Consider the following 24532-nt stretch of genomic DNA (forward strand, 5'->3'; position numbering starts at 1 on the left):
TCAAGGGAGCGACCATGAGCGACTTCGACGCAATCGCCGACGCCTACATCGACATGTGGAACGAAACCGATACCACCGCCCGTAAAGCACGGGTCGAGCAATTGTTCGCACCCGGCGGTCGCTACACCGATCCGCTCGCGGACGTCACCGGACACGATCAGATCGACGCGATGATCAACGCTGTGCAGCAACAATTTCCGGGCATGCACTTCACCCTCGTCGGACCGGTGGACGCGCATCACCGACAGGCCCGATTCGGTTGGGCTCTCGGCCCGTCGGGGGCCGAGTCACTGATCGACGGATTCGACGTACTCGAACGCGACGACGACGGCCGGGTGACGCTTGTCCTCGGGTTCCTCGACAAGGTGCCTTCGGCCTGAATCGGGACTACCACCGACAGCGTTCGTCACGAAGGCTGTCGGTGGTTCGTGGCATCATCGGTGCCGATGAACGCCGACGGATTTACCTGGTCCACACCGATTCCCGAGTCCGAGGGTGCTGAGTACGACGCTCACACGCTGACCGTCAACGGCCTTCCCACCGTCTATCGAACCGCCAAGACGACGCCGACCAAGCTCGGTCAGTTCGTCACACTGTGGCGCCGATCCGAGGCCGGGCCCATCCGCCCATTCGACGCCAGCGACCGCGTGATGCTGTTCGTGGTGAAGGTATACGACGAAGAGCATTCGGGGCACTTCGTCTTTCCCGTCGAAACCCTCGTCGAACACGACATCGTCTCGACGAACTTCTCCGGCGGTAAGCGCGCTGTCCGGGTCTATGCGCCCTGGGTTACGCCGACCAGCGCGCAAGCAGTCAGAACTCAGCGCTGGCAGATTCGGCATTTCGGCGAGTTCCCTGATGTACTCAGCTCGACTGTGTTCAGCTCAACTGCGTTCAGCTCAACTGATACGTCGCGATGATGACGCCTGTTGTCGTGGGGACGCTGTCGGTGAGGGTGAACTGAGCGAGCGCAGCTCCGTCGGGGAACAATCTGCGCCCGGTTCCGAGAACCAGCGGATGTATCAGCAGAGTGTAGGTGTCGACGAGACGTCGCTCGGCCAAGGACGTGATCAAGTCGCCGCTGCCCAGAATCACCAGATCCGGGCCCTCACTTTCCTTGAGCGTGGCGACCGCTTCGGCGGCATCACCTTTCAACAAGGTCGAGTTCTTCCACGGCAGCGGTTCACCCAAAGTCCTTGACGCTACGTACTTCTGCGTGTTGTCGAGCACCTCGGTAAACGGATTGTCGGTCTGAAACGGCCAGTACGAGGCGAAGTTTTCGTAAGTTCTGCGACCGAACAGCAACGCCGATTTCTTCGCCATCCCCTCCCCCATCTTCTGCGCCATGACGGAATCGTTGAAGGGTGCTGCCCACCCACCGTGCTCGAATCCGCCACGACGGTCCTCGTCCGGCCCACCGGGCGCCTGCATGACACCGTCGAGAGTCACGCTGTTGGTCACGCTGAGTTTTCTCATAACTTCGATCCTGCGCCTGAAGGACCATCGGGGAAAGAGAAAACGGGCGGTCCTTCTCGATTGAGAAGGACCGCCCGTCAGCTTCGAACGAGAATCAGGAGCCGATCAGCCGTGCGGCCAGGTAGCTTTCCACCTGATCGAGGGCGACGCGTTCCTGCGCCATGGAGTCACGCTCACGCACCGTCACAGCCTGGTCTTCGAGAGTGTCGAAGTCGACCGTGATGCAGAACGGTGTGCCGATCTCGTCCTGGCGACGGTAACGACGACCGATGGCGCCGGCGTCGTCGAACTCGACGTTCCAATTCTGACGCAGCTGCGCTGCAAGATCTTTGGCCTTCGGCGTCAGGTCCGCGTTACGCGAGAGCGGCAGAACGGCAGCCTTGACGGGAGCGAGTCGGCGATCCAGGCGGAGCACTGTGCGCTTGTCGACGCCGCCCTTGGAGTTGGGCGCCTCGTCCTCGGTGTAGGCGTCGACCAGGAAGGCCATCAGCGAACGCGTGAGACCGGCCGCCGGCTCGATGACGTACGGCGTGTACCGCTCGCCCGTCGTCTGGTCGTAGTAGTTCAGCTCGGTGCCCGAATGCTTGGAGTGCGTCGAGAGATCGAAGTCGGTACGGTTCGCGATGCCCTCGAGCTCGCCCCATTCGCTGCCCTGGAAGTGGAAGCGGTACTCGATGTCGGTCGTGCCCTTCGAGTAGTGCGAAAGCTTTTCCGGCGCATGCTCGTACAGACGCAGGTTGTCCTTGTTGATACCGAGGCCGGTGTACCAGTCAAGGCGGTAGTCGATCCAGTACTGATGCCACTGCTCGTCCTCGCCCGGCTTGACGAAGAATTCCATCTCCATCTGCTCGAACTCGCGGGTGCGGAAGATGAAGTTGCCGGGGGTGATCTCGTTGCGGAAGCTCTTGCCGATCTGGCCGATGCCGAACGGCGGCTTCTTACGCGAGGTGGTCAGCACGTTGGCGAAGTTCACGAAGATGCCCTGTGCGGTCTCGGGGCGAAGGTAGTGCATACCCTCTTCGCTCTCGACGGGGCCGAGGTACGTCTTGAGCATCATGTTGAAGTCGCGCGGCTCGGTCCACTGGCCGACGGTGCCGCAGTCGGGGCAACCGATGACATCCATCGAGACGTCGTCCGGGTTGTCGAGCTTCTTCTTCTCCGCGTACGCCTCCTGCAGGTGATCCTGACGGTGACGCTTGTGACAGTTGAGGCACTCGACGAGCGGGTCGTTGAAGACACCGACGTGACCGGACGCGACCCACACCTCGCGGGGCAGGATCACCGACGAGTCGAGGCCGACGACGTCCTCGCGGCTGGTGACCATGTTGCGCCACCACTGGCGCTTGATGTTCTCCTTGAGCTCGACACCCAATGGGCCGTAGTCCCATGCGGACTTGGTACCGCCGTAGATCTCACCGCACGGGTAGACCAGGCCTCGCCGCTTGGCGAGATTGACAACGGCTTCGATCTTGGACTTGGGTGCCACTCGATTGCTCTCCATCTGGGTAATAGATGCATGATTTTCGTGCGCTTTTCGCACCATCAGCCTATCTGGCGGCTGCCACGCACTTCCGTCCAAGGTTGACATGCATACTTGTGCATATCAAAATGAAAGTGATTTGCAATAATGTGGTGAGATGGCTATGCCCGGACATCATGATCTACCCCTCGAAGGAGCCTCGCTGTGAGCATTGCGGATACCGGCGATCTCCACAAAAGCCATGATCATTCCGACCTCGGACACACGCACGACCCGTTCGAAGCCGCACCGCCCGCGCCCGTGCCGCCCAAGGAAACCCTGGCGGCAGCCGGCGAAATTCTGCGGGCGCTCGCTGCACCCGTTCGGATCGCGATCGTGCTTCAGTTGCACGAGTCGGAGCGTTGCGTTCACGAACTCGTCGGAGCTCTCGGTGTCACTCAGCCACTCATCAGCCAGCATCTGCGCGTACTCAAAGCAGCGGGCGTCGTCCGCGGCGAGCGCAACGGACGAGAAGTTCTCTATCGACTCGTCGACGATCACCTTGCACACATCGTCGTCGACGCTGTCGCCCACGCCGAAGAAGGATGAGATTCCACCGCATGAACACCCCGGGCAGTACGACCTCGAAACGTGGACCGGCCACAGTCGGCGTTCGTTCCACGAAACAGCGCAGCGCCATCTCCGCCCTGCTCGACGACATCGACGAATTCAAGTCGGCACAGGAATTGCACGACGAACTGCGCAAGCGAGGTGAAGGCATCGGCCTGACCACCGTCTACCGCACGCTGCAGGCACTCTCCGACGCCGGAACCATCGACGTCCTACGCACCGACACAGGTGAGTCCGTCTACCGACGCTGCTCCTCCGGGCACCACCATCACCTGGTGTGCCGCAACTGCGGATTCACCGTCGAGGTCGAGGGCCCGACGGTCGAGCAGTGGTCACAGACCATCGCCGAGGACAACGGTTTCACCGAAGTGAGTCACACCGTCGAGATCTTCGGCACCTGCCGCGACTGCGCCGCCGCCTGAGAGCGTCAGGGAATCAAACCCTGCCGGGCGGTATCGGCACCGGTGAGCGCCAGTAGCAACATCGTGGTCAGTGCCTCGTCGTCCAGTCCGGCGGCAGGGAACGTGTAACGCAGGATGACGTCCGCCAGACTGCCGTGGCCGAACACCGCGATGGAGCCGAATTGGATGGTGCGATTCCGCTCGGCCACCTTGCGATGCAGTGCCGCGCTCACCGGTCGGTCCCATGCGAGAACACACGTCATGGACAGCACGTCCAGACCCTCGGACAGATTCATCGCCTGGATGGAACACAGCGCGCCGGAGTACTGGAAACCCAGTGATCCGTCGGCAGCCACATCGACCGTCACGAAATGCGCCAGCGAGGCGGCCGCGCGTTCTTGTAGGCGGGCTGCTTCGTCGGTGGTGTCGGTCATGTTCTCCCCTGTCATTTGACGCCACCGAATCTACGGTCACGTGAGGCGTACTCGACGCAGGCGGCCCAAAGGTCGCGGCGGTCGAAATCGGGAAACAGCTTCTCCTGGTACACCATTTCGGCGTAGGCGGATTGCCAGATCAAGAAATTGGACGTCCGCTGTTCCCCCGACGGACGCAGGAAGAGATCGACGTCGGGCATGTCGGGTTCGTCGAGGTACTTGGCAACGGTCGCCTCGGTGATCTTGTCCGGATTGATCTCACCGGCCGCGACACGCTTCGCGATTTCCTTTACCGCATCGGCAATTTCGGCCCGGCCGCCGTAGTTCACACACATGGTCAAGTTCATGACGGTGTTGTTCTTGGTCAGTTCTTCGGCGATCTCGAGTTCCTTGATCACGCTGGCCCACAGGCGTGGCTTACGACCGGCCCAGCGAACACGCACACCCATTTCGTTCATCTCGTCGCGTCGACGGCGGATGACATCACGGTTGAAGCCCATCAGGAATCGAACCTCGTCGGGACTGCGCTTCCAGTTCTCGGTGGAGAAGGCGTAAGCGGAGAGCCACTCGACACCCATCTCGATGCACCCGCAGACGGTGTCCATCAGGACAGCTTCGCCGCGTTCGTGCCCGGCGGTTCGGGGCAGACCGCGCTCCTGCGCCCATCGTCCGTTGCCGTCCATCACCAAAGCGACGTGGCGCGGGATCAGTTCGGTCTGCAGGATCGGCGGGGTCGCCCCGGACGGATGTGGGTCCGGTGGTCGGATCACCCGGTCAGCAGCAGAATCAAGCGGAGTTCGCGGTTCGCGTCGTCGAATCACGTGTTCCATCCTGCCTCACGGGCAAGTCGACCTCGACGGCTGCATGCGGCCTCGAACGCTCGATCAGCGGCAACGTCCGCAATTGGCGCTCGAGATGCCACTGCAGGTGTGCCGCGACCAGTCCGCTGGCTTGCGTCCGCAGCGTCGCGGGCGCCGAATCGGTACCCTCCCACTCCCCTCGGAGCAGGGCTTCCATCAAGTCGAGCACTCCGGGCGACGGCGTCGCAGCACCCGCCGGGCGGCAATAGGTACACACGGCTCCGCCTGCGGCGACATGAAAGGCCCGGTGCGGTCCAGGAGCACTGCAGCGGGCGCACTCTTCGAGGGCAGGCGCCCAACCCGCATAGCCCATGGCTCTCAACAAGAACGCGTCGAGCACGAACTCGACCGGTCGTGCCTGCTCGGCGATCGCACGCAGTGCTCCCACCGTCAATCGCTGAAGCTGCGGGGCCGGCGCGCGTTCCTCGCCGGCCAACCGCTCGGCAGTTTCGAGTACGGCGCAGGCCGTGGTGTACCGGCTGTAGTCGTCGACGATGTCGGTGGCGAATGCGTCGACCGTCTGCACCTGAGTGATGATGTCGAGATTCTTGCCCGGAAGTAGTTGCACGTCGATGTGAGCAAACGGTTCGAGTCTGGCACCGAATTTGGAGGTGGTTCGGCGGACACCTTTGGCCACGGCACGTACCAACCCGAACTGACGGGTGAGCAACGTGACGATGTGGTCGGCTTCGCCCAGTTTGTGCAGGCGCAGCACCACCGCCGTGTCTCGATACAACCTCACTCGACCAGTGTCCCACGTTGTACCGACGACCGATCCCGATGCCGCGCCCGATGACAAGTCGGAAACACGGCAGGTCCGTCCGGATAGACTGGCGCGATGCCGAGCGACGCAATTGTGCAACCTGTCACTGCAGAGTTGACCGGTCGCGAAGCGCGGTGGGAGCGACACAACTCCGAGCGTCAGAAACGGATACTCACCTCGGCGGTCGAACTGATCGAAGAGCGTGCGGCAGGTGCCGAGGTGTCCGTCCAGCAGATCGCCGATCGTGCCGGCCTCGCCAAGTCGGTGGTGTACCGCCAATTCAGCGGCCGAGACGACCTCGATCGACGAGTGCGAGCGTTCGTGCTCGGCCAATTTGCGGCGGCCCTGGATGCTTCGATGAGCATTTCGGTAGGCACTCTCGACCAGATCCTGACCCGAACCATCAGCGCCGTCGCCGAGTGGATCACCGAGCATCCGCGGATTCACGAGTTCATGGGTACCGGCCCCACCGACTACGACGACGAGAGCATCGACGCGATCAGCAGTCTGAAGGCCACAATCGCCGACTCCGCCCGCACCACTATCACCGAAGTCGGTCGATCCGTGGGGATCGACTCCTCACCCTTCGATTCACTACCGTTCGCAGTGGTGACAATGGTCGAGGGCACGCTCACCCACTGGGTCCGAAGCACCGATCCGAAACCGAGCCGCGAAGAGATCGTCGCCGACCTCGCGAAATACACCTGGTACATGTTCGACGGCGTTGCCCGCTCGAGCGGACTACAGATCGATCCCCATGTCGAATTGTCCACGCTCATAGCCGAGCTGGTGTCCTCCGACGGAGGAACTTCGCGGCCGGACTAGATCCGGGTCTTGTCGGAACGCTTCGGCTCGCCGCGGTAGCGGGCGTAGTCGCCGTCGATGCGCAGCTTTCGCCACGCACGCTTCGACACCGGATTCATCAATCCGAGTTCGTCTGCCAGGGCTCGCATTTCGCCGAAGTAGTTACCCAGGATGCGGCGTGAATGCGGGCTCCCCCAGAAGGCGCTCTTCATCACCTCGTCCGGGATTCCGAATTCTTCGGCGAATTCCTTTGGCGGTGACATGATTTCACCCGCAAGCCAACGCATCGCGCCGGGGAAGGCGACCGATGTGATGGCTCGACTCGTACGACTGAGTCTGGGGACGTGATTGCGCAGGAACTCGTGAGCAAACGAGATGTGTCTCGCTTCTTCGGCGATGTGGATCTCCATGGTGCGGAGCATCGCCGGCGGCGTGTCCTTACCCTCACGGATGAGATCCTTCTGGAAGTGGTCGATCGGTTCTTCACCAGCCAGAATGCCGATGAAGAAGATGACCGGGAACTTTGCTCCCAGCACTCCGATGATCGGCGACAGTCGCCGGAACATCGGACGCATACCCGGCACGTCGATGTCCATGCGATTGACGAGTTCCTGGAACATCTGGATGTGATTGCACTCTTCGGTCATCTCGTGCAGGCAGTACCGGAACTCAGGCGACTGGTTGGGTAGCGCCATGATGTATTGCAGCATTCCCCGGATCAAGATGCTCTCGAAGGCCGAACCCACCTTGGTCACGTTCGCCTGACGCCACATTCCCATGGCGATTCGACGCTCCAACGACTGATCCTGGTACCACTGCGTCGCCCCGAGGGGGTCCGACACGGACGAGAGCACCCATCTCGGATCATGCGGATCGATCGCGAACTCTGGTGAATCCCAGTCGATGTCGAGATAGGGATCGAAACTGCGGGCAACTGAGCCCTCGGACAAAGTCTGCAGTACCTGGTGGTACGGCTTTTCCACTTCGATCGACGCTGACCGAGCCATCGGTGTCTCCTCACGGCCAGTCCGTCGATTGCAGTCGACGGACTTGAATGAGGTCAAACATAATGGGACACCGCGTCCCACGCAACCCCCTCGGGGGCCTATTTCAGGCCCGACGCAGCGGGATGATCTCGCGAACCTTCTCGTCCCGGAGATACAGTCCCGCCCACATGACGATTCCGGTGTAGACGGCAAACAGGGTCGTGCTCAGCAGAGGCTGTTCAGCTCGAAGGTTGGTCAACACCGCTCCCCCCAGGTAACCGGTGAGCAGAATCGCGCCGAGTATCGACGTTCGCGGAATCACGTACAGCGCAAGGCAGATCAGTTGCACCACCCCAGCCGTCAATGCCAGCGAGTCCGGCAACCCAAGTTCAGCCGACGCATCCTTGACTGTCTGAAGGTTGAGAATGTGGATGATGCCGTCGAAGAGCATGAAAACGACGAACAGCCCACTCAGGACGTATCCGAGCTTGCGAGCCGTGGCCGAAGGTGTCGTCGTCGTGGCGTTACCGGAAACAGTTTCGTTGTGGACGGGCTGGGTGGTCATCGGAATCTCCTGGGGCGAAGGCGAGCGGCCGGTTGCCACTTCGCTTGCAATTACGACTCCCGCGCGATCGAAAACTCATCGCGCCGGCCGTTACAACGCACCCGGCGTTCAGGACGATTCACCTCACGTGGTCTGATGGACGGTGACACGGGGTGCCGAAAAAGTCGGCTGAGATCAGACCCGATGAACCTGACCAGTTAGCACTGGCGGAGGGATGTCGACGTGACCGAACAGCAATTTCAGCGCGCATTGAACCTCGACGAGCAGATCGTTCTGATCACCGGTGGCGCCCGCGGGCTAGGCGCCGCACTGAGCCGAGCATTCTCCCGCTCGGGCGCCCGCGTAATTGTGAACTACAACAAGAGCCGCGATGCCGCCGAGGCCCTGGTCGCCGAACTGGGTGAGGATCGCACCTTCGCAGTCCAGGCGGACGTGACGGACCGCAGTTCCGTCGACCAGTTGTTCTCCGCTGCACGCGAGAGATTCGACGCACCGATCTCGACCGTGGTCGACAATGCACTGGTCGACTTCTCGTTCAACGGCGATGCACGGCCGAACGCGGACACGATCACCTGGGCCGACTTCGAGTCTCAACTACGCGGAGCTGTTGCCGGAACACTCAATACCACCCAGGCAGCGCTACCAGGCATGCGCGAACTCGGCTTCGGCCGAATCATCACTGTCGGAACCAATCTGGTCCAGAATCCGGTAGTTCCGTACCACGACTACACCGCTGCCAAGGCCGCACTGTTGGCACTGACACGGACGCTGTCCGCCGACCTCGGTCCGGACGGGATCACAGTCAACATGGTCTCCGGCGGCTTGCTCCGCACCACCGATGCGAGTGCCGCGACACCGGAAGCCGTGTTCGACATGATCGCGGCAAGCACTCCCCTGCGCCGAGTCACGACGCCGGACGAATTTGCCGACGCTGCACTCTTTTTCGCCTCACCATGGTCACGGGCCGTGACCGGCCAGAACCTGGTTGTCGACGGCGGACTCGTCAAGAACTGATGGGCGCACAGCTGCGGATAGGTGCGTTCCTGCTCGGTTGCGGACATCACAGTGCGGCATGGCGTCATCGCGACTCACCGGTCGAAAGTCTCGGCGACATCACGTATTACGAGTCGCTCGCCCAGATCGCCGAACGCGGCAAGCTGGACGCCGTCTTCTTCGCTGACGGTCACAGTGTTCGCGAACCCGAGTCGGGTGCGTCGTGGTTTCTCGAGCCGATCACCGCATTGACTGCCATGGCACGAGCGACAGCGGACATCGGCCTGGTGACCACCATTTCCACCACTTTCTACACGCCGTTTCACGCGGCGCGACTGTTGGCCTCGCTCGACCACATCAGCGGCGGACGGGCCGGCTGGAACGTCGTGACCTCGATGTTCGACCAGGAGGCGCGCAACCACGGACTCGAGGCGATGCCCGATCACGCATCCCGATACGAACGAGCCGACGAATTTGTCGAAGTGGCCCTCGCATTGTGGGATTCATGGTCGGAAGACGCGCTGATTCTCGACCGGTCGGGGCGTTTTGCCGACGCAAACAGGATTTCTCGAATCGATCACGACGGCAAACATTTTCGGGTGGACGGGCCGTTGACGGTTCCGCGCTCCCCGCAAGGCCGGCCGGTGTTGTTCCAGGCCGGGGCGTCCGAGCAGGGCCGCGATCTGGCGGCGCGTCGCGCCGAGGCAATCTATTCGGTTGCCTACGACTTACCCAGCGCACAGGCCTACTACGCGGACGTGAAATCGAGAATCGAGCGAGCCGGCCGGGATTCGAACTCTGTCGCCGTGATGCCGGGACTGGTCACCTACGTCGGCAGCACCGTCGCCGAGGCCAGGGCGAAGAAGGCCGAACTCGATCTCCTGCTGCCCACCGAACAGTCGATACGCCAACTCTCGTTGTTCACCGGACAGGATTGCGAGAACTGGGATCTCGACGGGCCCGTGCCCCCGTTGCCTCCACTCGAAGCGTTCACAGGGCCGCAGGGACGCTACGCCACTATTTTGCGGATCGTCGAGAAGGACGCACCGACTGTGCGGGAGCTCCTCGGGACGCTCGCTGCGGGTGGTGGTCACGCAACGATGATCGGAACACCGGAGTCGATTGCCGACGAGATGGGATCCTGGTTGAACGGCCGCGGTGCCGACGGTTTCAATCTGATGCCGCCAACCTATCCGCGGGGTCTGGAAGATTTTGTCGATCACGTGATTCCGGTGCTGCAGGCGCGTGGGTTGTTCCGTCGCGAATACGAGGGAGCGACTCTGCGAGAAAACCTCACCTAGTCCGGCAGTAGCGGCACCGACAGGTCCGGATCGCGTCCCAGGAGCACTCCCCTCGTGAGGGCCGCGGAGCCGAACTTCTTCCGGACACTGTCCATTGCCGAGTCGAGGGCGGCAGTGTCCGGACCCGCGAATCCTGGACCGTCGAAGGGCAATTCGAGTTGTTCGGCGCCGTCCCGATCCAGGTTGGAGACAGCGACACCGATCAACGTGATGCCCTTGTCCGCGATCATCGGTATCGCTTCGTCCAGCAGCACCATCGAGGCGCTCAGCAATTCCGCTGTGTCGGCGGTGGACCGGCGCAGCGTGTGAGATCGAGTTGCCCGCGTGAAATCCGCGAAGCGGAGCCGGAGCGTGACCGTGCGCCCCGTCCGCTGCGCCGAACGCATGCGTCGACTGACACGGTCGACAAGGGACATCAACGACGCATCGAGTTCTGCGCGGGGATGGGATCCGCGACCCAGCGCATGCTGAGCACCCATCGAACTGCGGCCACGGTAGGCGCGGACGGGGCGCGGATCTCGATTGTGTGAGAGTGCGTAGAGATGGCGACCGGCGCCGCCCCCGAGAATCGAGACGATCGAGGATTCGTCGTGCCGAGCGATGTCACCCACCGTCACGATGTCGAAGTTTCGCAGCTTCTGGGCCGTGATCTTGCCGACGCCCCACAGCTTCTCGACCGGCAAGGGATGCAGGAACTCGGTCTCGCCCTCCGGCGGCACTCGCAGCAATCCGTCGGGTTTCGCGAATGCACTGGCGACCTTGGCCAGGAACTTGGTGCGTGCGATTCCGACCGTGATCGGTAGTCCGACCTGCTCGGCCACATCGCGTCTGAGGTTGGCTCCGATCTGCAGCGGGTTTCCCACGATCTTGGCGAGCCCGCCGACCTCGAGAAAGGCCTCGTCTATGGAGATTCCTTCGACCAGCGGCGACGTGTCGTGAAAGACGTCGAACACGTCTTTGCTCGCCTGCGAGTACGCCGACATTCGCGGAGGGACAACTATCGCCTGAGGACACAGTGATCGGGCCTGACCACCGCTCATGGCTGTGCGAACCCCGAACGCCTTGGCCTCGTAGCTTGCCGCCAAGACCACCCCACCACCGACGATGACCGGCCTGCCGGCCAGAGTCGGGTCGTCGCGTTGCTCGACTGATGCGTAGAACGAATCGAGATCCGCATGCAGGATTGTTGCGTCACCTGTGGACCGACTACCGCCAGAATGATTACCGCCGGAACGAGCACCGCCAGGGTGATTACCTGGCGTTTCTTGATCCAGCGGTTCATGCGACACGAACATATGTTCCCATGCGCCACCGACACAATGAAAGGCCGCAAATAGATTCCATGGAATTAATCACGAATCGGGCGTACGGTGAGAAAATGATTCCACGGAATGCATATCGGTTCGGAGTCTGCTCGTGACCAGATCAGCCCTGAGCAGGCACTTCGACAACCTCGTCCGCTTCGAAACCGAACTGTGGACGGCCGTCGACCAGCGACTCCGAATCGAGCACGACCTGCCACTGAGTCGATTCGAGCCGATGCAGATCATCGACAGGCTCGGCTCCTGTCGGGTCTTCGACATCGCCGAGGCCCTCGCGATCACCGTCGGTGGCACGAGCAAGCTGGTGGATCGAATCGAAGCGGCTGGACACTGCCGTCGAAAATCCAATCCCACCGACAAACGATCCTCACTCATCGAGTTGACTCCCGAGGGCAATGAGCTGTTGCGGCGGGCGAAGGCAACGTTCGACGGCGAATTGGAGCGCCGTCTCGGTTCCGTGCTGACGCCCGACGCTCTCGATCGATTCGGCGCCACACTGGCCACGCTGCGTGAAGCCAATCGAAACCTGACACCGACCACGAAGGAAAAAGCATGACCGACACAATGCGCGCAATCGTGCTCGACGCCCCCGGCCCGCCAGAAGCATTGACTATCAAAGTGATTCCGATACCCGTGCCGATTGCGGGCTGGGTACTGGTCCGGGTGAAGGCATTCGGCCTCAATCGATCCGAACTTCACACCCGCCTCGGCCTCGCCGAAGGCGTGACATTCCCGAGGGTGCTGGGCATCGAGGCCGTCGGCGAAGTGGTGAACTGCCCCGGCGGGGAGCTCACCGAAGGCCGGCAAGTCGCCGCCATGATGGGTGGGATGGGGAGGACGTTCGACGGCGGTTATGCCGAGTACACGTGCGTTCCCGTCAGTCAGGTCGTTCCCTTCTCGAGCGAACTGGACTGGTCGACAGTGGGAGCTGTTCCCGAGATGCTGCAAACGTCCTACGGCTCGCTGACGGTAGGACTGGACGCGAAATCCGGTCAATCCCTGTTGATCCGGGGAGGAACCTCCTCGGTCGGCATGGCAACCGCAGTCCTGGCGAAGCAGTGGGGACTCACTGTCCTTGCGACCACCCGAGATGCGAACAAAGCGTCGTCGTTGACCGCGATCGGGGTTGACCACGTTATCGTCGACGACGGTGCTGTGGCCGGCCAGGTTCGAGACATCCTCCCGGGCGGTGTTGATCTGGCCCTCGAATTGGTCGGAACACCAACACTTCCCGACACGTTGCGCGCGACCCGCGTTCACGGCACCGTGTGTTTCACGGGAATGCTGTCCAACGAGTGGACAGTCAAAGACTTTTATCCGATCGACTACATTCCACGCGGAGTGCGATTGACCTCGTACGGTGGGGACGCGTCCGACCTGCCTGCCGACGTACTGCAAGACTTCCTCTCCGCTGTGGCGTCAGGCGAGGCGGTGGTACCGATCGACGAGGTGTTCGCGTTCGAGGACATCGCGCGAGCACATGCCAAGATGGAAGCCGGTACGGCACGTGGCAAATTGGTAGTTGTGCTCTGACCTGGCTTCTCACACCACGAATCGATAACCCATTCCTGCCTCGGTGATCAGATGCTTGGGGTTCGCCGGGTCATCCTCGAGCTTCCGACGAAGTTGAGCCAGGTAGACACGTAGATAGTGGGTCTCGGTGTCGTACGCCGGTCCCCACACTTCCCGAAGCAACTCCTTCTGCCCGACCAGCTTTCCGCGGTTGCGCACAAGCATCTCGAGCATGCCCCACTCGGTCGGAGTCAGATGCACCTGTTCACCGCGCCGACTCACTGTTTTCGCAGCCAAGTCCACCGTGAAGGACGCGGTCTCGACCGACGGTTCCGAAGTGTCCGCCGCGGAGGTTCCCCGCCTCGCCGCAGCGCGCACGCGGGCCAGAAACTCGTCCATCCCGAAGGGCTTGGTGACGTAGTCGTCCGCACCGGCGTCGAGAGCCTCGACCTTGTCCGCGGAATCCGTGCGCGCCGACAGCACGATGACCGGCGCCGTGCACCAGCCACGCAGGCCGGCAAGCACTTCGGTGCCGTCCATGTCGGGCAGTCCGAGATCGAGTACCACGACGTCCGGTGGACGCTCGGCAGCAGCCCGCAAGGCACCGGCGCCCGTCGACGCGGTCACCACCTCGTACCCGCGCACCGAAAGATTGATACGCAGAGCTCGCAGAATCTGCGGTTCGTCGTCCACTACCAGGATTCGACTCATGATCCATTCCCATTCGTACCGGCCGCAGCCAACTCCACGATCATCGTCAATCCCCCACCAGGTGTGTCTGTGGCGCTGACCGTTCCGCCCATCGCATCGACAAATCCGCGCACCACGGAAAGTCCGAGGCCCACTCCGCCGGTGTTGTCGCGATCTCCCATCCGTTGGAACGGCTGGAACATCGTTTCGGCCTCACCTCGCGGAACACCTGGGCCCGTATCGGCAACACTGATCACCACACGATCACCGAGTTGCGCCGCCCCGACGCGCACCGGGGTTTCTCCCCCGTAGCGCAGAGCGTTGTCGACGATGTTCGCAATCACCCGCTCGAGCAGACCTTGATCTGCTTGCACTGCAACGGTACCCACGTCGACGACTACACTTCGAGCCCGCGAATCCGAGCGTCCACCGATGCCGAGGCCCAGCAACGCGCGGTGAACCACCTCGTCCAGATACACCGGCCGCAGCGTGGGTTTCACCACCCCGGCGGCAAGTCGGGACGAGTCGAGCAAGTTCCCGACCAGCGCCGTCAACTGATCCGCCGACTCCTCGATGGTTGCCAACAATTCAGCGGTGTCTTCGGCCGAGAACTCGATGTCGTCGCTGCGCAGACTCGACACCGCCGCCTTCACTCCGGCGAGAGGCGTTCGCAGGTCATGGCTTACCGCTGACAGCAGGGCTCGACGCAGTTGATCAGCCTCGGTGAGCGCGGCAGCCTTGCTCGCCTCGACTGTCAGTTTCTCCTGGCGGATCATCCCAACTGCTTGGTGAGCCACCACCGTCAGCACTCGTCGATCCCGCGCACTCAGGTCGGGCCCAGCCAACAACAGCGCGTATTCCCCGTCGTTGACCTCACAGACCGTATCCGCTTCGTCGTCCGTGGTCGGCGGCTGCGTACCCACGGCGGCGATGACTCCGTCGTCGTGATGAATGACGGAAACCCCTCGCTGGCGATAGATTTCGAGTGCCTTCGCCAGAAGTGTCGACAGATCCGCTCCGCGGAGAACTGATCCCGCGAACAGTGTGAGCAGTTCGGCTTCCTCGGATGCGCGCTTCGCCTCGCGGGCGCGCTTTGCTGCGGCGTCGACCAGAACGGCAACTGCCACAGCCACGATCAACAGCACGACAGTGGTGATGAAGTTGTCAGGTTCGGCGATGGTGAAGCTGTACCGCGGATCGGTGAAGAAGTAATTGAGCAGCAGTCCCGAGATCAGGGCCGACAATATCGCCGGGCCGACGCCGCCGAGGAGGGCGACCAGAACGACCACGACGAAGAACAGCGCGTTCTCGCCGTTGACCCCGGAGATTCGGTCGACGAGACCCATGATCGCGGCCGCGAGCGAAGGCACGACGATCGCCGCAATCCACGACAGGACCCGGCGCTCCGAGCGCCCCAGCACCGAAATGCGTCGTCGCGCCGTCGCTTCCTCGTGCGTGACCATGTGAACGTCGATACCACCGGACTGCTGAACCACCGCAGCGCCGATCCCCTCGTCGAGGATGCGAGCCAGGCGGGAACGCCGCGACGTTCCCAGCACCAACTGTGTGGCGTTCTCCTCACGCGCGAACTCGAGGAGCGTCGACGGTACGTCGTCACCGACAACGGTGTGAAGCGTGGCGCCGACTCCGACAGCCAACGCGCGCACCTTGCCCATCTCTGGGGCCGAGACGCCGGTGAGTCCGTCACCGCGTACGACGTGGACCACCATCAGCTCGGCGCTCGACTTCGACGCGATTCGAGATGCGCGTCGTACCAGGGTTTCCGACTCCGGTCCCCCGGTCACGGCAACGACGACACGCTCGCGCGCCTCCCAGGTATCGGTGATCTTGTTCTCGGCCCGGTATTTCGCCAGTGCGGCGTCCACCTGATCGGCCACCCACAGCAGTGCCAGTTCGCGTAGCGCCGTGAGGTTTCCGCGTCTGAAGTAATTGCCCAAGGCCGCATCGACCCGTTCCGGTGAATACACGTTTCCGTGAGAAAGTCTGCGGCGCAGCGCCTCCGGGGTGATGTCGACCAGCTCGACCTGCGCCGCACTACGCACTACCGCGTCCGGAACCGTCTCCTGCTGAACCACGCCGGTGATGTGCGCGACAACGTCGTTGAGGCTTTCGAGGTGTTGCACGTTGACCGTGGACAGAACGTCGATCCCGGCTTCGAGCAGTTCCTGTACGTCCTGCCAGCGCTTGTGATTCTTGCTCCCTGGCGTGTTGGTATGTGCCAACTCGTCCACCAGGACAAGGGCCGGACGCCGAGCCAACACGGCCTCGACGTCCAGTTCCGGCATCCGTGTTCCGCGATAATCCACCAGCTTGGGCGGCACTGTTTCGAGGTCTCCGATCTGCGCCGCGGTGCGGGCGCGGCCGTGTGTCTCCACGACGGCCGCGACCACGTCACAGCCACGATCTCGACGCCGATGAGCCTCACCGAGCATCGCGAAGGTCTTTCCGACGCCGGGCGCAGCGCCGAGGTAGATACGCAATTCACCACGTTTGCGTGCCCTACCGAAAGATTGACCGACCTTCTCCGAAGAACTCACGTGACAATCATCCACCAGTCGTCGGCGCAGCACACGTAGGTGCCGTCAATCCGAGTGCCAGGTTCAATTCCAGGACGTTGACTCGCTCGGCTCCGAGAAATCCGAGTTGCCGACCGTCGGTGTGCTCGGCCACCAAGTCCCGCACCTGGTCTTCCGAGATGCCGTTGTTGGCCGCCACCCTCGCGACCTGCAGTTCGGCGTACGCCGGACTGATGTGGGGATCGATACCCGAGCCCGAACCGGTGACTGCGTCGACGGGAACCGATGCCGGGTCGACGCCCTCACGTGCCGCGATGGCTGCCCGGCGCTCGATGACGAATCCGGCCAGAATCTCGCTGCTCGGCCCCTGGTTGGACGGCAGTGCCGCCGCGGGATCACCGGTGGCAAACGGATCCTCGTCCGAAACGGATCCGACAACACGATTGTGGAAGAACGGGTCCTGCTGCCCTTCGGCGACCTGCGGATCGACACCCACCCAGGCACTGCCGACCACGCAACCGGCGGCATCGGTGACCGGTGAGCCTTCGGCAGATCCGGAACTGATCCGGCTGACACCCCACACCGCGGCGGGATAGACCACACCGAGAACGACGGTGAGCGCGAGCAATACGAGCAAACCCGCCCACACCTGTTTGGCAAAACCGATAGTGAAACGCATGTCAGGTCACCCAATTCCAGGAATCAAACGTACGACGAGATCGATCAACCAGATACCGACGAACGGTGTGATCACACCGCCGAGACCGTAGACGAGCAAGTTACGTCCGAGCAACTGCGATGCCGTCGACGGTCGGTATCGAACACCCTTGAGTGCCAACGGAATCAAACCGATGATCACCAAGGCGTTGAAGATCACGGCCGAGACGATCGCCGATTCGGGGGTGGCGAGACGCATGATGTTCAACGCGTCCAGCTGCGGGTAGATGCCGCTGAACAAGGCCGGCAGGATTGCGAAATACTTCGCCAGGTCGTTCGCCAACGAGAATGTGGTCAACGCGCCGCGGGTGATCAGCAATTGCTTGCCGATTTCCACCACCTCGATCAGCTTGGTGGGATCGGAGTCGAGATCGACCATGTTACCGGCCTCTTTGGCTGCCGAGGTTCCCGTGTTCATCGCGACCCCGACATCGGCCTGGGCAAGGGCGGGAGCATCATTGGTCCCGTCACCGGTCATCGCGACGAGACGTCCGCCTTCCTGTTCCTTCCGGATCAGGGCCAGTTTGTCTTCCGGGGTGGCCTCCGCCATGAAGTCGTCGACGCCCGCCTCGTCGGCAATCGCCTTCGCGGTCAACGGATTGTCGCCGGTGATCATGATCGTGCGAATACCCATCGCCCGGAGTTCGGCGAACCTGTCAGCCATTCCCGGCTTGACGACGTCGGACAACGCGATCACGCCGAGGATCGAGGTACTCTCACCATGCTTGACGGCAACTACCAGCGGCGTTCCGCCCGCTTGGGCGATGTCGCCCACGGTGTCGGTCACCGCGCTCTCCGCGTGTCCACCGCCACTGACGACCCAGTTCATCACCGCATCTGCTGCACCCTTTCGGATTTGGCGTCCGGAGTGGTCGAGTCCGCTCATCCGGGTTTGTGCCGTGAACGGAACGAACTCGGCGCGTTCCTCGTCCAGCGTCGGCTCGGCAGCGAGACCGAACTCCGCTGCGCACAGCTCGACGATGCTCCGTCCCTCGGGAGTTCCGTCGGCCAGGCTCGACAAGCGAGCTGCCGCAGCAAGATCGTCGGCGGATACACCGGGCGCCGGATGGAGTGCGGTGGCCCGGCGGTTACCGAAAGTGATGGTTCCGGTCTTGTCCATCAACAGGGTGTCGATGTCGCCCGCAGCTTCCACCGCGCGCCCCGACATCGCGAGAACGTTGCGCTGGACGAGGCGGTCCATGCCCGCGATACCGATCGCCGAGAGCAGCGCTCCGATGGTCGTCGGGATCAGGCAGACGAGAAGTGCGATCAGCTTGATCGGATCCTGCTCGTGCCCCGCGTACAAGCCCATCGGGCCGATGGCTACGACGGCGAGGAGGAAGATGACGGTCAACGACGCGAGCAGGATGTTGAGCGCAATCTCGTTGGGTGTCTTCTGACGTGAAGCACCCTCGACGAGCGCGATCATCCGGTCCACGAACGAACTGCCCGGTGCTGCGGTGATTTCCACGACGATGCGGTCCGAGAGAACCGTCGTACCACCGGTGACGGCGCACCGGTCACCACCGGATTCACGGACCACCGGCGCGGATTCACCGGTGATCGCCGATTCGTCTACGGAGGCAATACCTTCGACCACGTCGCCGTCGCCGGGGATGACCTCGCCGGCAACCACTATCACCCGATCGCCGACCACCAGTTCGGTGCCGGAAACCGATTCGATCGCACCGCTCATCGTGATCCGATGTGCTGTGGTGTCCTGCTTCACCTTTCGCAGGCTCGCCGCCTGCGCCTTGCCGCGCCCTTCGGCCACGGATTCGGCGAGGTTCGCGAAGATCACCGTGAACCAGAGCCACAGGGTGATCACCCAGGAGAACACCGAGGGATCGGCGATCGCCATGACAGTGGTGATGACGGAACCGACGAACACCACGAACATGACCGGGTTGCGGGCGAGGTGGCGTGGGTCGAGTTTGCGCACGGCCCCCGGCAACGCGGTGATCATCTGCCGCGGGTTGAAAACGCCTGCGTGTACTTGACGGGACTGCCCTGGATCAACCTTGTCGGCAGCGTCTTGCGCTACCACGGGTTTCTCACTGATACGCACGGTCATTGAAGAGCCTCCGCTAGCGGGCCCAGCGCGAGGGCCGGGAAGAATGTAAGTGCAGCAACAAGAACGACGGTGCCGGTCAACAAACCCGTGAACATCGGTCCGGACGTCGGGAGGGTGCCGGCCGTCGGCGCCACCTTCTTCTGCGAGGCAAGAGCACCGGCCAAAGCGAGAACGAAGATGATCGGCAGGAATCGGCCGAGAAGCATGCAGATTCCGAGAGACGACTGGAACCAGTCGCTGGTGACCGTCAGACCGCCGAAGGCGCTGCCGTTGTTGTTCGAGGCGGAGGCGAACGCGTAAAGCACCTCACTGAACCCGTGGATCGATCCCGGCGTACCCGGATCTCCCCCGTTGCCTTGATAACCGGTGGTCGAACCGAGGATGACGGTGATGGCGGTACCGATCAAGACCAGCGCGGGCATGACCAGAATCGACAGCGCCGCAAGGGTGATCTCGCGTCGACCCAACTTCTTGCCGAGATATTCGGGCGTGCGACCGACCAGCAGTCCGCCGACGAACACTGCGATCAATGCCAGCACAAGAATCCCGTAGAGGCCGGTTCCGACTCCACCTGGCGCAATTTCGCCGAGCAACATGTTGAGCAGGACCGCGCCGCCGCCGAGGGGGGACATGCTGTCGTGGGCCGAGTTCACCGCGCCCGTCGACGTTCCCGTGGTTGCCACCGCGAACAACGCCGATCCGGGGATTCCGAAGCGAACTTCCTTGCCCTCCATCATCGAACCAGCTGCTGTGGCGGCAACACCGCGTGCGCCGGATTCGGCAGCGAGCGTGACTGCGAGCAGCCCGCTCCACAGGATTCCCATCACTGCCAGCAGGGTGAGGCCTTGCCTACGATCCCCGACGAGAGTTCCGAACGTTCGGGTGAGGCAGACCGGAATCAACAGGATCGCCAGAATCTCGACGACATTGCTCAACGGGGTGGGGTTCTCGAACGGGTGCGCCGAGTTGGCAGCCAAGATCCCGCCACCGTTGGTGCCGAGTTCCTTGATCGCTTCCTGGGACGCGACGGGGGCCAGTGCATTGGTCACCGCATTGCCGTCGAGGCCGGTGGAGGCGAAACCGCTGTGGAACGACTGGATCACACCCTGGCTCAACAGGATCAGGGCGATCACGAAGGAGAACGGGAGGAGGATGCGCAGAGAACCACGCGTCAGATCGACCCAGAAGTTGCCGATCTCGCCGCCCCTGGCCACCCGAATGAAGCCGCGAACCAATGCGATGGCCACCGCCATGCCGACCGCTGCCGAGACGAAGTTCTGCACCGCCAGACCGACGGGCTGAACGAAGTTGCTCATCGTCGTTTCCGGCGTGTACGACTGCCAGTTGGTGTTCGCCACAAACGAAATCGCGGTGTTGAACGCTACGGCAGGACTGACCCCGGACAGACCGTCACTCAGCGGCAGTACTCCCTGAATCCGTTGCAGGAAGTACAGGAACAATGCGCTGGCCAGCGAGAATCCGAGAACGCTTGCGGCGTAGCCGTACCACGTCTGCTCGGCCCTGGAGTCGATCCGACCGACACGGTAGATCACACTCTCGACCCGAAGATCTCGCGTCGACGAGTAAACACGCGCCATGTAGTCGCCCACCGGAACGTAGGCAATTGCCAGAACGACGAGGACAAAAGCGATCTGCAGGCCGGCTGCAAGAGCGGGCGACATCAGAACCTCTCAGGATCTACGAGTGCAACGAGCAGGTAAATGACCAATGCCGCGGCGACGGCGATCAGAACCACGCTGACCACACCGGCAACCGTCATTTGGGAGCGCTCGCCTGTAGGGCGCGCAGTACCAGCGCGCACACGAGAAAACCGCCGAGAATCAGAGCAACGTAGGCCAGATCGGCCATGAGCTTCCCTCTTCGAAATCTTTTGCCGTGCTGCTGTGCATCGCAGCCATGACGCGCGGTCGCCCTCGACCGGATGCGCTCTCTCAGCTTCGACCTCCGGAAAGGCCGATTCCGCGTCTCTGACGATCCGCTTACGCACTGACCTGGCGTCTTGACGCGATCTTGACGCGAATCCGAAGTTCACTAATACTGAAACAAGTTACTGTTCGTTCGAACGAACAGTTTTGCGAAGGGAACCTGATGACTTCTCGAACCGACCACGATCTCGCCCCCGGTCTTGTCGACCAGGTTGCGAGTCTGGCCTCGGGCGCCACCTCGTCCGTCGCGGCCACGGAGGCAACGCTGAGCCGGATCGAGGCCACTCAGCCTCACCTCAATGCGTTCAAGATCGTGCGGCGCGAGAAGGCACTCGAGGAAGCTGCCGAGGCCGACAGGCGTCTCGCACTCGGCGAGCGCCTACCTCTTCTCGGCGTGCCGATCGCAGTGAAGGACGACGTCGACATCACCGGCGAACCCACGGCCTTCGGTTGCCCTGGCGATTTCCCGGCCAAGACCGAGGACTCGGAGATGATTCGACGCCTCCGCGACGCCGGCGCAGTGATCGTGGGCAAGACCAACAGCCCGGAATTGGGCCAGTGGCCGCTCACGAGCGGTTCAGCCTTCGGTTACACGCGCAATCCGTGGTCGCGTCACCACACTCCAGGCGGATCGTCGGGCGGCACCGCCGCGGCCGTCGCCGCCGGATTGGTCAGCGCCGGAATCGGTTCCGACGGAGCCGGTTCCATCCGAATCCCCGCGGCCTGGACCAACCTCGTCGGAATCAAACCGCAGCGCGGGCGCATCTCAACCTGGCCCGACGCCGAAGCGTTCTACGGCCTGACGGTCAACGGACCGCTCGCTCGCACCGTCGCCGACGCGGCACTGTTGCTCGACGTCGCTGCCGGCAACCACGACGGCGACCTCCACAAGCCGACACCGGTGACGGTCAGCGACGCGGTGGGACGCGACCCCGGAAAGCTGAAAATCGCTCTTTCCCTTCGTAATCCGTTCACCGCCACTCCCGTGAAGCTGGACCCGGAAGTGCGCCTGGCCGTGCATTCGATCGCCGAAACGCTGCGGGAAGTCGGACACCATGTCGTCGTCGACGATCCCGCATACGGCCTGATCTTCGGCCTGAACTTTCTGCCCCGCTCGCTCGTCGGGGTCCACGACTGGCTCGGACGCGTTCCCGACCCGAAACTGGTCGATGCCAGAACACGCGGAAATGCCCAGAACGGCAAGCTACTTCGCGGCGCACCTCTGCGCGCGGCCCGCGCGGCCGAGCCGCGGATGCGAAAGCGGATCGGAGCGATCTTCGACACCTACGACGTCGTCCTGGCACCCACGACGGCAACTCCACCGATCATGGCGACCGCGATCGACGGCATCGGTGGCTGGGACACCGACAAGGTCATGACCGGCGCCTGCCCCTACGCGTGGCCGTGGAACGTCCTCGGCTGGCCCTCGGTCAACGTGCCGGCCGGATTCAGCAAGGCCGGCCTGCCCATCGGTGCGCAGTTGATGGGCAACGAGAACACCGAACCTCTGTTGGTCTCCCTCGCTTCACAGTTGGAATCGGTCCTGCGTTGGGATCAGGTCCGACCCGAGCCGTGGTGGTGACCCGATGAGTAACCGGGACGTTCGCGAGCGAATACTCGACGCCGTTCTGCACGTCGTCGGTACCGACGGCATCCCGGGTGTGAGCAACCGGCGCATCGCCGCGCAGGCCGGCGTCTCACTCGGATCGATCACGTATCACTTCGCCAGCCAGTCGGACATGCTGCGGGCCGCGCTGTCTCGTTTCGTGACCGACGAGACGACGCGCCTGCGCGCCTTGGCCGAGGAGTACCGCGACAAAGGTCTGAGCGTCGAGGACGCCGCGGCAATAGCCGAAAAGGTGACGCGAGATCTTTCGTTCTCGGCCGAGCGGATCGCGCCGTTCGAGATGTACATCGCCGCCGGGCGCGACCACGAACTCCACGAAGTCGCCGTCGAATGCTTCGCCGCCTACGACGATTTGACCGTCACGATTCTGACGGCACTCGGTGTACCTGATCCGGAGTCGATTGCATCGACGCTCGTCGCCGTCATCACCGGCCTCCAACTCCGACGCCTGGCCACCGGCGTCGACGAGCAGGACATCGGCGCGGCGATCCTCAGGGTCCTCCGGCCCTAGAAGCCCAGCCGGCCGAGCTGCTTCGGGTCGCGCTGCCAGTCCTTGGCGACCTTGACGTGCAGCTCCAGGAAGATCCGCACACCGAGCAGCTTCTCGATCTGCAGGCGCGCACTGGTACCGACTTCCCGCAGACGCGCCCCGCCCTTACCGATGACGATGCCCTTCTGACTGGGCCGCTCGACGTAGAGCAACGCATGCACGTCGAGCATCTCGCCCTGCTTCTCGGTGCGACCCTCACGCGGGATGACCTCCTCGATCACCACAGCCAGAGAGTGCGGCAATTCTTCGCCGAGCCCCTCGAGCGCAGCCTCACGGATCAGTTCGGCCATGAGCACCTCTTCGGGCTCGTCCGTCAATTCGCCGTCCGGGTAGAAGGCCGGGCCCTCGTCCATCAGACCGGCGAGGACGTCGACCAGGATCTCGACCTGTTCACCCGACTTCGCGGACACCGGAACGACCTCGGATTCGGGGCCGAGCAGGGTGGACAGCGCGAGCAACTGCTTTCCGACGGCGTCGCGGCTGACCTTGTCGATCTTGGTCACGATGCCGACAAGCTTGGTCTTGGGCGCCATCTGACGGACCTGCTGCACGATCCAGCGGTCTCCGGGCCCGATGGCCTCGTCGGCCGGGATGCACAGGCAGATGACGTCGACCTCGGAGTACGTGTCGCGAACCAGGTCATTGAGGCGCTGCCCGAGCAAAGTGCGGGGCTTGTGCAGTCCAGGGGTGTCCACCAGGATCAGCTGCGCATGCTCGCGGTGAACGATGCCGCGAATCGTGTGGCGCGTCGTCTGCGGGCGCGAGGACGTGATCGCGATCTTGCTGCCGACCAACGCGTTGGTCAGCGTGGACTTGCCCGTATTGGGTCGACCCACGAAACACACGAAGCCTGACCGGAATTCGTTCTTGCTCATAACTGCTCCT

General features: G+C 62.8%; 26 protein-coding genes and 1 riboswitch. Of the genes, 11 read left to right on the forward strand and 15 right to left on the reverse strand.

Annotated features, from left to right (window positions below; genetic code table 11):
• The first annotated feature begins 14 nt into the window (after positions 1-14).
• Both BH682_RS17835 and BH682_RS17840 read left to right on the forward strand, forming a co-directional pair.
• A complete protein-coding gene (locus BH682_RS17835) occupies positions 15-380 on the forward strand; it encodes a nuclear transport factor 2 family protein (RefSeq protein ID WP_054781579.1) in 366 nt (121 codons plus the stop codon).
• Positions 381-428: 48 nt separating this feature from the next.
• Positions 429-920, forward strand: coding sequence for a MepB family protein (locus tag BH682_RS17840; protein ID WP_058227198.1), 492 nt, complete (start codon positions 429-431; stop codon positions 918-920).
• Here BH682_RS17840 and BH682_RS17845 read toward each other — a convergent pair.
• On the reverse strand, positions 895-1476 hold the full coding sequence (locus BH682_RS17845) for a dihydrofolate reductase family protein (RefSeq protein ID WP_064074761.1): 582 nt from the start codon (positions 1474-1476) through the stop codon (positions 895-897). The genes BH682_RS17840 and BH682_RS17845 overlap by 26 nt on opposite strands.
• A gap of 94 nt (positions 1477-1570) precedes the next feature.
• Positions 1571-2962, reverse strand: coding sequence for a glycine--tRNA ligase (locus BH682_RS17850; protein ID WP_003944491.1), 1392 nt, complete (start codon positions 2960-2962; stop codon positions 1571-1573).
• Between the two features lie 198 nt (positions 2963-3160).
• On the opposite strand from BH682_RS17850, the gene BH682_RS17855 reads away from it, so the two are divergent.
• Together BH682_RS17855 and BH682_RS17860 are read left to right on the forward strand one after the other, a co-directional pair.
• Complete coding sequence (locus BH682_RS17855; RefSeq protein WP_003944457.1) at positions 3161-3544, forward strand: ArsR/SmtB family transcription factor; 384 nt, start codon at positions 3161-3163, stop codon at positions 3542-3544.
• A gap of 11 nt (positions 3545-3555) precedes the next feature.
• Positions 3556-3987 carry a Fur family transcriptional regulator gene (locus BH682_RS17860; RefSeq protein ID WP_003944514.1) on the forward strand — a complete coding sequence of 144 codons (432 nt, stop codon included), beginning with the start codon at positions 3556-3558 and terminating at the stop codon, positions 3985-3987.
• 5 nt (positions 3988-3992) lie between these two features.
• Here BH682_RS17860 and BH682_RS17865 read toward each other — a convergent pair whose 3' ends face one another.
• Genes BH682_RS17865 through recO form a run of 3 tightly spaced genes read right to left on the reverse strand, consistent with a single transcriptional unit; the run spans position 3993 to position 6002 of the window.
• Positions 3993-4415: a YbjN domain-containing protein gene (locus tag BH682_RS17865; RefSeq protein ID WP_019749000.1), complete on the reverse strand. Its 423-nt coding sequence runs from the start codon at positions 4413-4415 to the stop codon at positions 3993-3995.
• The gene (locus BH682_RS17870; protein WP_003944543.1) at positions 4412-5230 is read right to left on the reverse strand and encodes an isoprenyl transferase; all 819 of its coding nucleotides are present in this window, start codon (positions 5228-5230) and stop codon (positions 4412-4414) included. Before BH682_RS17870 ends, BH682_RS17865 begins: the two co-directional genes overlap by 4 nt.
• Positions 5187-6002 carry a DNA repair protein RecO gene (gene recO / locus BH682_RS17875; RefSeq protein WP_029255636.1) on the reverse strand — a complete coding sequence of 272 codons (816 nt, stop codon included), beginning with the start codon at positions 6000-6002 and terminating at the stop codon, positions 5187-5189. Before recO ends, BH682_RS17870 begins: the two co-directional genes overlap by 44 nt.
• A gap of 96 nt (positions 6003-6098) precedes the next feature.
• Between recO and BH682_RS17880 the strand changes: the two genes are divergently transcribed.
• Positions 6099-6848, forward strand: coding sequence for a TetR/AcrR family transcriptional regulator (locus tag BH682_RS17880; protein ID WP_003944575.1), 750 nt, complete (start codon positions 6099-6101; stop codon positions 6846-6848).
• Here BH682_RS17880 and BH682_RS17885 read toward each other — a convergent pair.
• The gene (locus BH682_RS17885) at positions 6845-7834 is read right to left on the reverse strand and encodes an AurF N-oxygenase family protein (RefSeq protein WP_003944493.1); all 990 of its coding nucleotides are present in this window, start codon (positions 7832-7834) and stop codon (positions 6845-6847) included. The two genes, BH682_RS17880 and BH682_RS17885, sit on opposite strands and share 4 nt — an antisense overlap.
• 103 nt (positions 7835-7937) lie before the next feature.
• Positions 7938-8378 (reverse strand): DoxX family protein, encoded by a 441-nt coding sequence (locus BH682_RS17890; protein WP_003944516.1) that lies wholly within the window; start codon positions 8376-8378, stop codon positions 7938-7940.
• 138 nt (positions 8379-8516) lie between these two features.
• A riboswitch (TPP riboswitch) is annotated at positions 8517-8610 on the forward strand.
• A 17-nt stretch (positions 8611-8627) separates the two neighbouring features.
• On the opposite strand from BH682_RS17890, the gene BH682_RS17895 reads away from it, so the two are divergent.
• Both BH682_RS17895 and BH682_RS17900 read left to right on the forward strand, forming a co-directional pair.
• A complete protein-coding gene (locus tag BH682_RS17895; protein WP_007731086.1) occupies positions 8628-9392 on the forward strand; it encodes a 3-oxoacyl-ACP reductase in 765 nt (254 codons plus the stop codon).
• The gene (locus BH682_RS17900) at positions 9392-10672 is read left to right on the forward strand and encodes an LLM class flavin-dependent oxidoreductase (protein ID WP_058039414.1); all 1281 of its coding nucleotides are present in this window, start codon (positions 9392-9394) and stop codon (positions 10670-10672) included. Before BH682_RS17895 ends, BH682_RS17900 begins: the two co-directional genes overlap by 1 nt.
• Here the strand turns inward: BH682_RS17900 and dinB are convergent.
• Complete coding sequence (gene dinB, locus BH682_RS17905) at positions 10669-11967, reverse strand: DNA polymerase IV (protein ID WP_007731083.1); 1299 nt, start codon at positions 11965-11967, stop codon at positions 10669-10671. The genes BH682_RS17900 and dinB overlap by 4 nt on opposite strands.
• Before the next feature lie 121 nt (positions 11968-12088).
• Between dinB and BH682_RS17910 the strand changes: the two genes are divergently transcribed.
• Both BH682_RS17910 and BH682_RS17915 read left to right on the forward strand, forming a co-directional pair.
• The gene (locus tag BH682_RS17910; protein ID WP_007731082.1) at positions 12089-12550 is read left to right on the forward strand and encodes a MarR family winged helix-turn-helix transcriptional regulator; all 462 of its coding nucleotides are present in this window, start codon (positions 12089-12091) and stop codon (positions 12548-12550) included.
• Complete coding sequence (locus BH682_RS17915) at positions 12547-13527, forward strand: zinc-binding alcohol dehydrogenase family protein (protein ID WP_030536604.1); 981 nt, start codon at positions 12547-12549, stop codon at positions 13525-13527. Before BH682_RS17910 ends, BH682_RS17915 begins: the two co-directional genes overlap by 4 nt.
• A 9-nt stretch (positions 13528-13536) precedes the next feature.
• On the opposite strand, the gene BH682_RS17920 is transcribed toward BH682_RS17915, so the two are convergent.
• From BH682_RS17920 to kdpF, 6 genes are read right to left on the reverse strand one after another with little or no spacing between them, the layout of a single operon-like run.
• Positions 13537-14217: a response regulator gene (locus BH682_RS17920; RefSeq protein ID WP_003944545.1), complete on the reverse strand. Its 681-nt coding sequence runs from the start codon at positions 14215-14217 to the stop codon at positions 13537-13539.
• A complete protein-coding gene (locus BH682_RS17925; RefSeq protein ID WP_058227192.1) occupies positions 14214-16754 on the reverse strand; it encodes a sensor histidine kinase in 2541 nt (846 codons plus the stop codon). The genes BH682_RS17920 and BH682_RS17925 overlap by 4 nt, the downstream gene beginning before the upstream one ends.
• Positions 16755-16761: 7 nt before the next feature.
• A complete protein-coding gene (locus BH682_RS17930; protein ID WP_007731080.1) occupies positions 16762-17412 on the reverse strand; it encodes a potassium-transporting ATPase subunit C in 651 nt (216 codons plus the stop codon).
• Between the two features lie 6 nt (positions 17413-17418).
• Positions 17419-19524: a potassium-transporting ATPase subunit KdpB gene (kdpB, locus tag BH682_RS17935; protein ID WP_007731079.1), complete on the reverse strand. Its 2106-nt coding sequence runs from the start codon at positions 19522-19524 to the stop codon at positions 17419-17421.
• Entirely contained in the window at positions 19521-21206 is a 1686-nt protein-coding gene (gene kdpA, locus BH682_RS17940) for a potassium-transporting ATPase subunit KdpA (protein ID WP_003944472.1), read from the reverse strand. The genes kdpB and kdpA overlap by 4 nt, the downstream gene beginning before the upstream one ends.
• Positions 21206-21304 carry a K(+)-transporting ATPase subunit F gene (kdpF, locus tag BH682_RS17945; protein ID WP_007731078.1) on the reverse strand — a complete coding sequence of 33 codons (99 nt, stop codon included), beginning with the start codon at positions 21302-21304 and terminating at the stop codon, positions 21206-21208. Before kdpF ends, kdpA begins: the two co-directional genes overlap by 1 nt.
• Positions 21305-21633: 329 nt before the next feature.
• On the opposite strand from kdpF, the gene BH682_RS17950 reads away from it, so the two are divergent.
• The gene (locus tag BH682_RS17950) at positions 21634-23052 is read left to right on the forward strand and encodes an amidase (RefSeq protein WP_075833622.1); all 1419 of its coding nucleotides are present in this window, start codon (positions 21634-21636) and stop codon (positions 23050-23052) included.
• A 4-nt stretch (positions 23053-23056) separates the two neighbouring features.
• Positions 23057-23608 carry a TetR/AcrR family transcriptional regulator gene (locus BH682_RS17955; protein WP_030536607.1) on the forward strand — a complete coding sequence of 184 codons (552 nt, stop codon included), beginning with the start codon at positions 23057-23059 and terminating at the stop codon, positions 23606-23608.
• On the opposite strand, the gene era is transcribed toward BH682_RS17955, so the two are convergent.
• On the reverse strand, positions 23605-24522 hold the full coding sequence (era, locus tag BH682_RS17960; protein WP_003944451.1) for a GTPase Era: 918 nt from the start codon (positions 24520-24522) through the stop codon (positions 23605-23607). The genes BH682_RS17955 and era overlap by 4 nt on opposite strands.
• Positions 24523-24532: the final 10 nt, after the last annotated feature.

The organism is Rhodococcus sp. YL-1 (genome assembly GCF_001942025.1).
Lineage (GTDB): Bacteria > Actinomycetota > Actinomycetes > Mycobacteriales > Mycobacteriaceae > Rhodococcus_F > Rhodococcus_F qingshengii.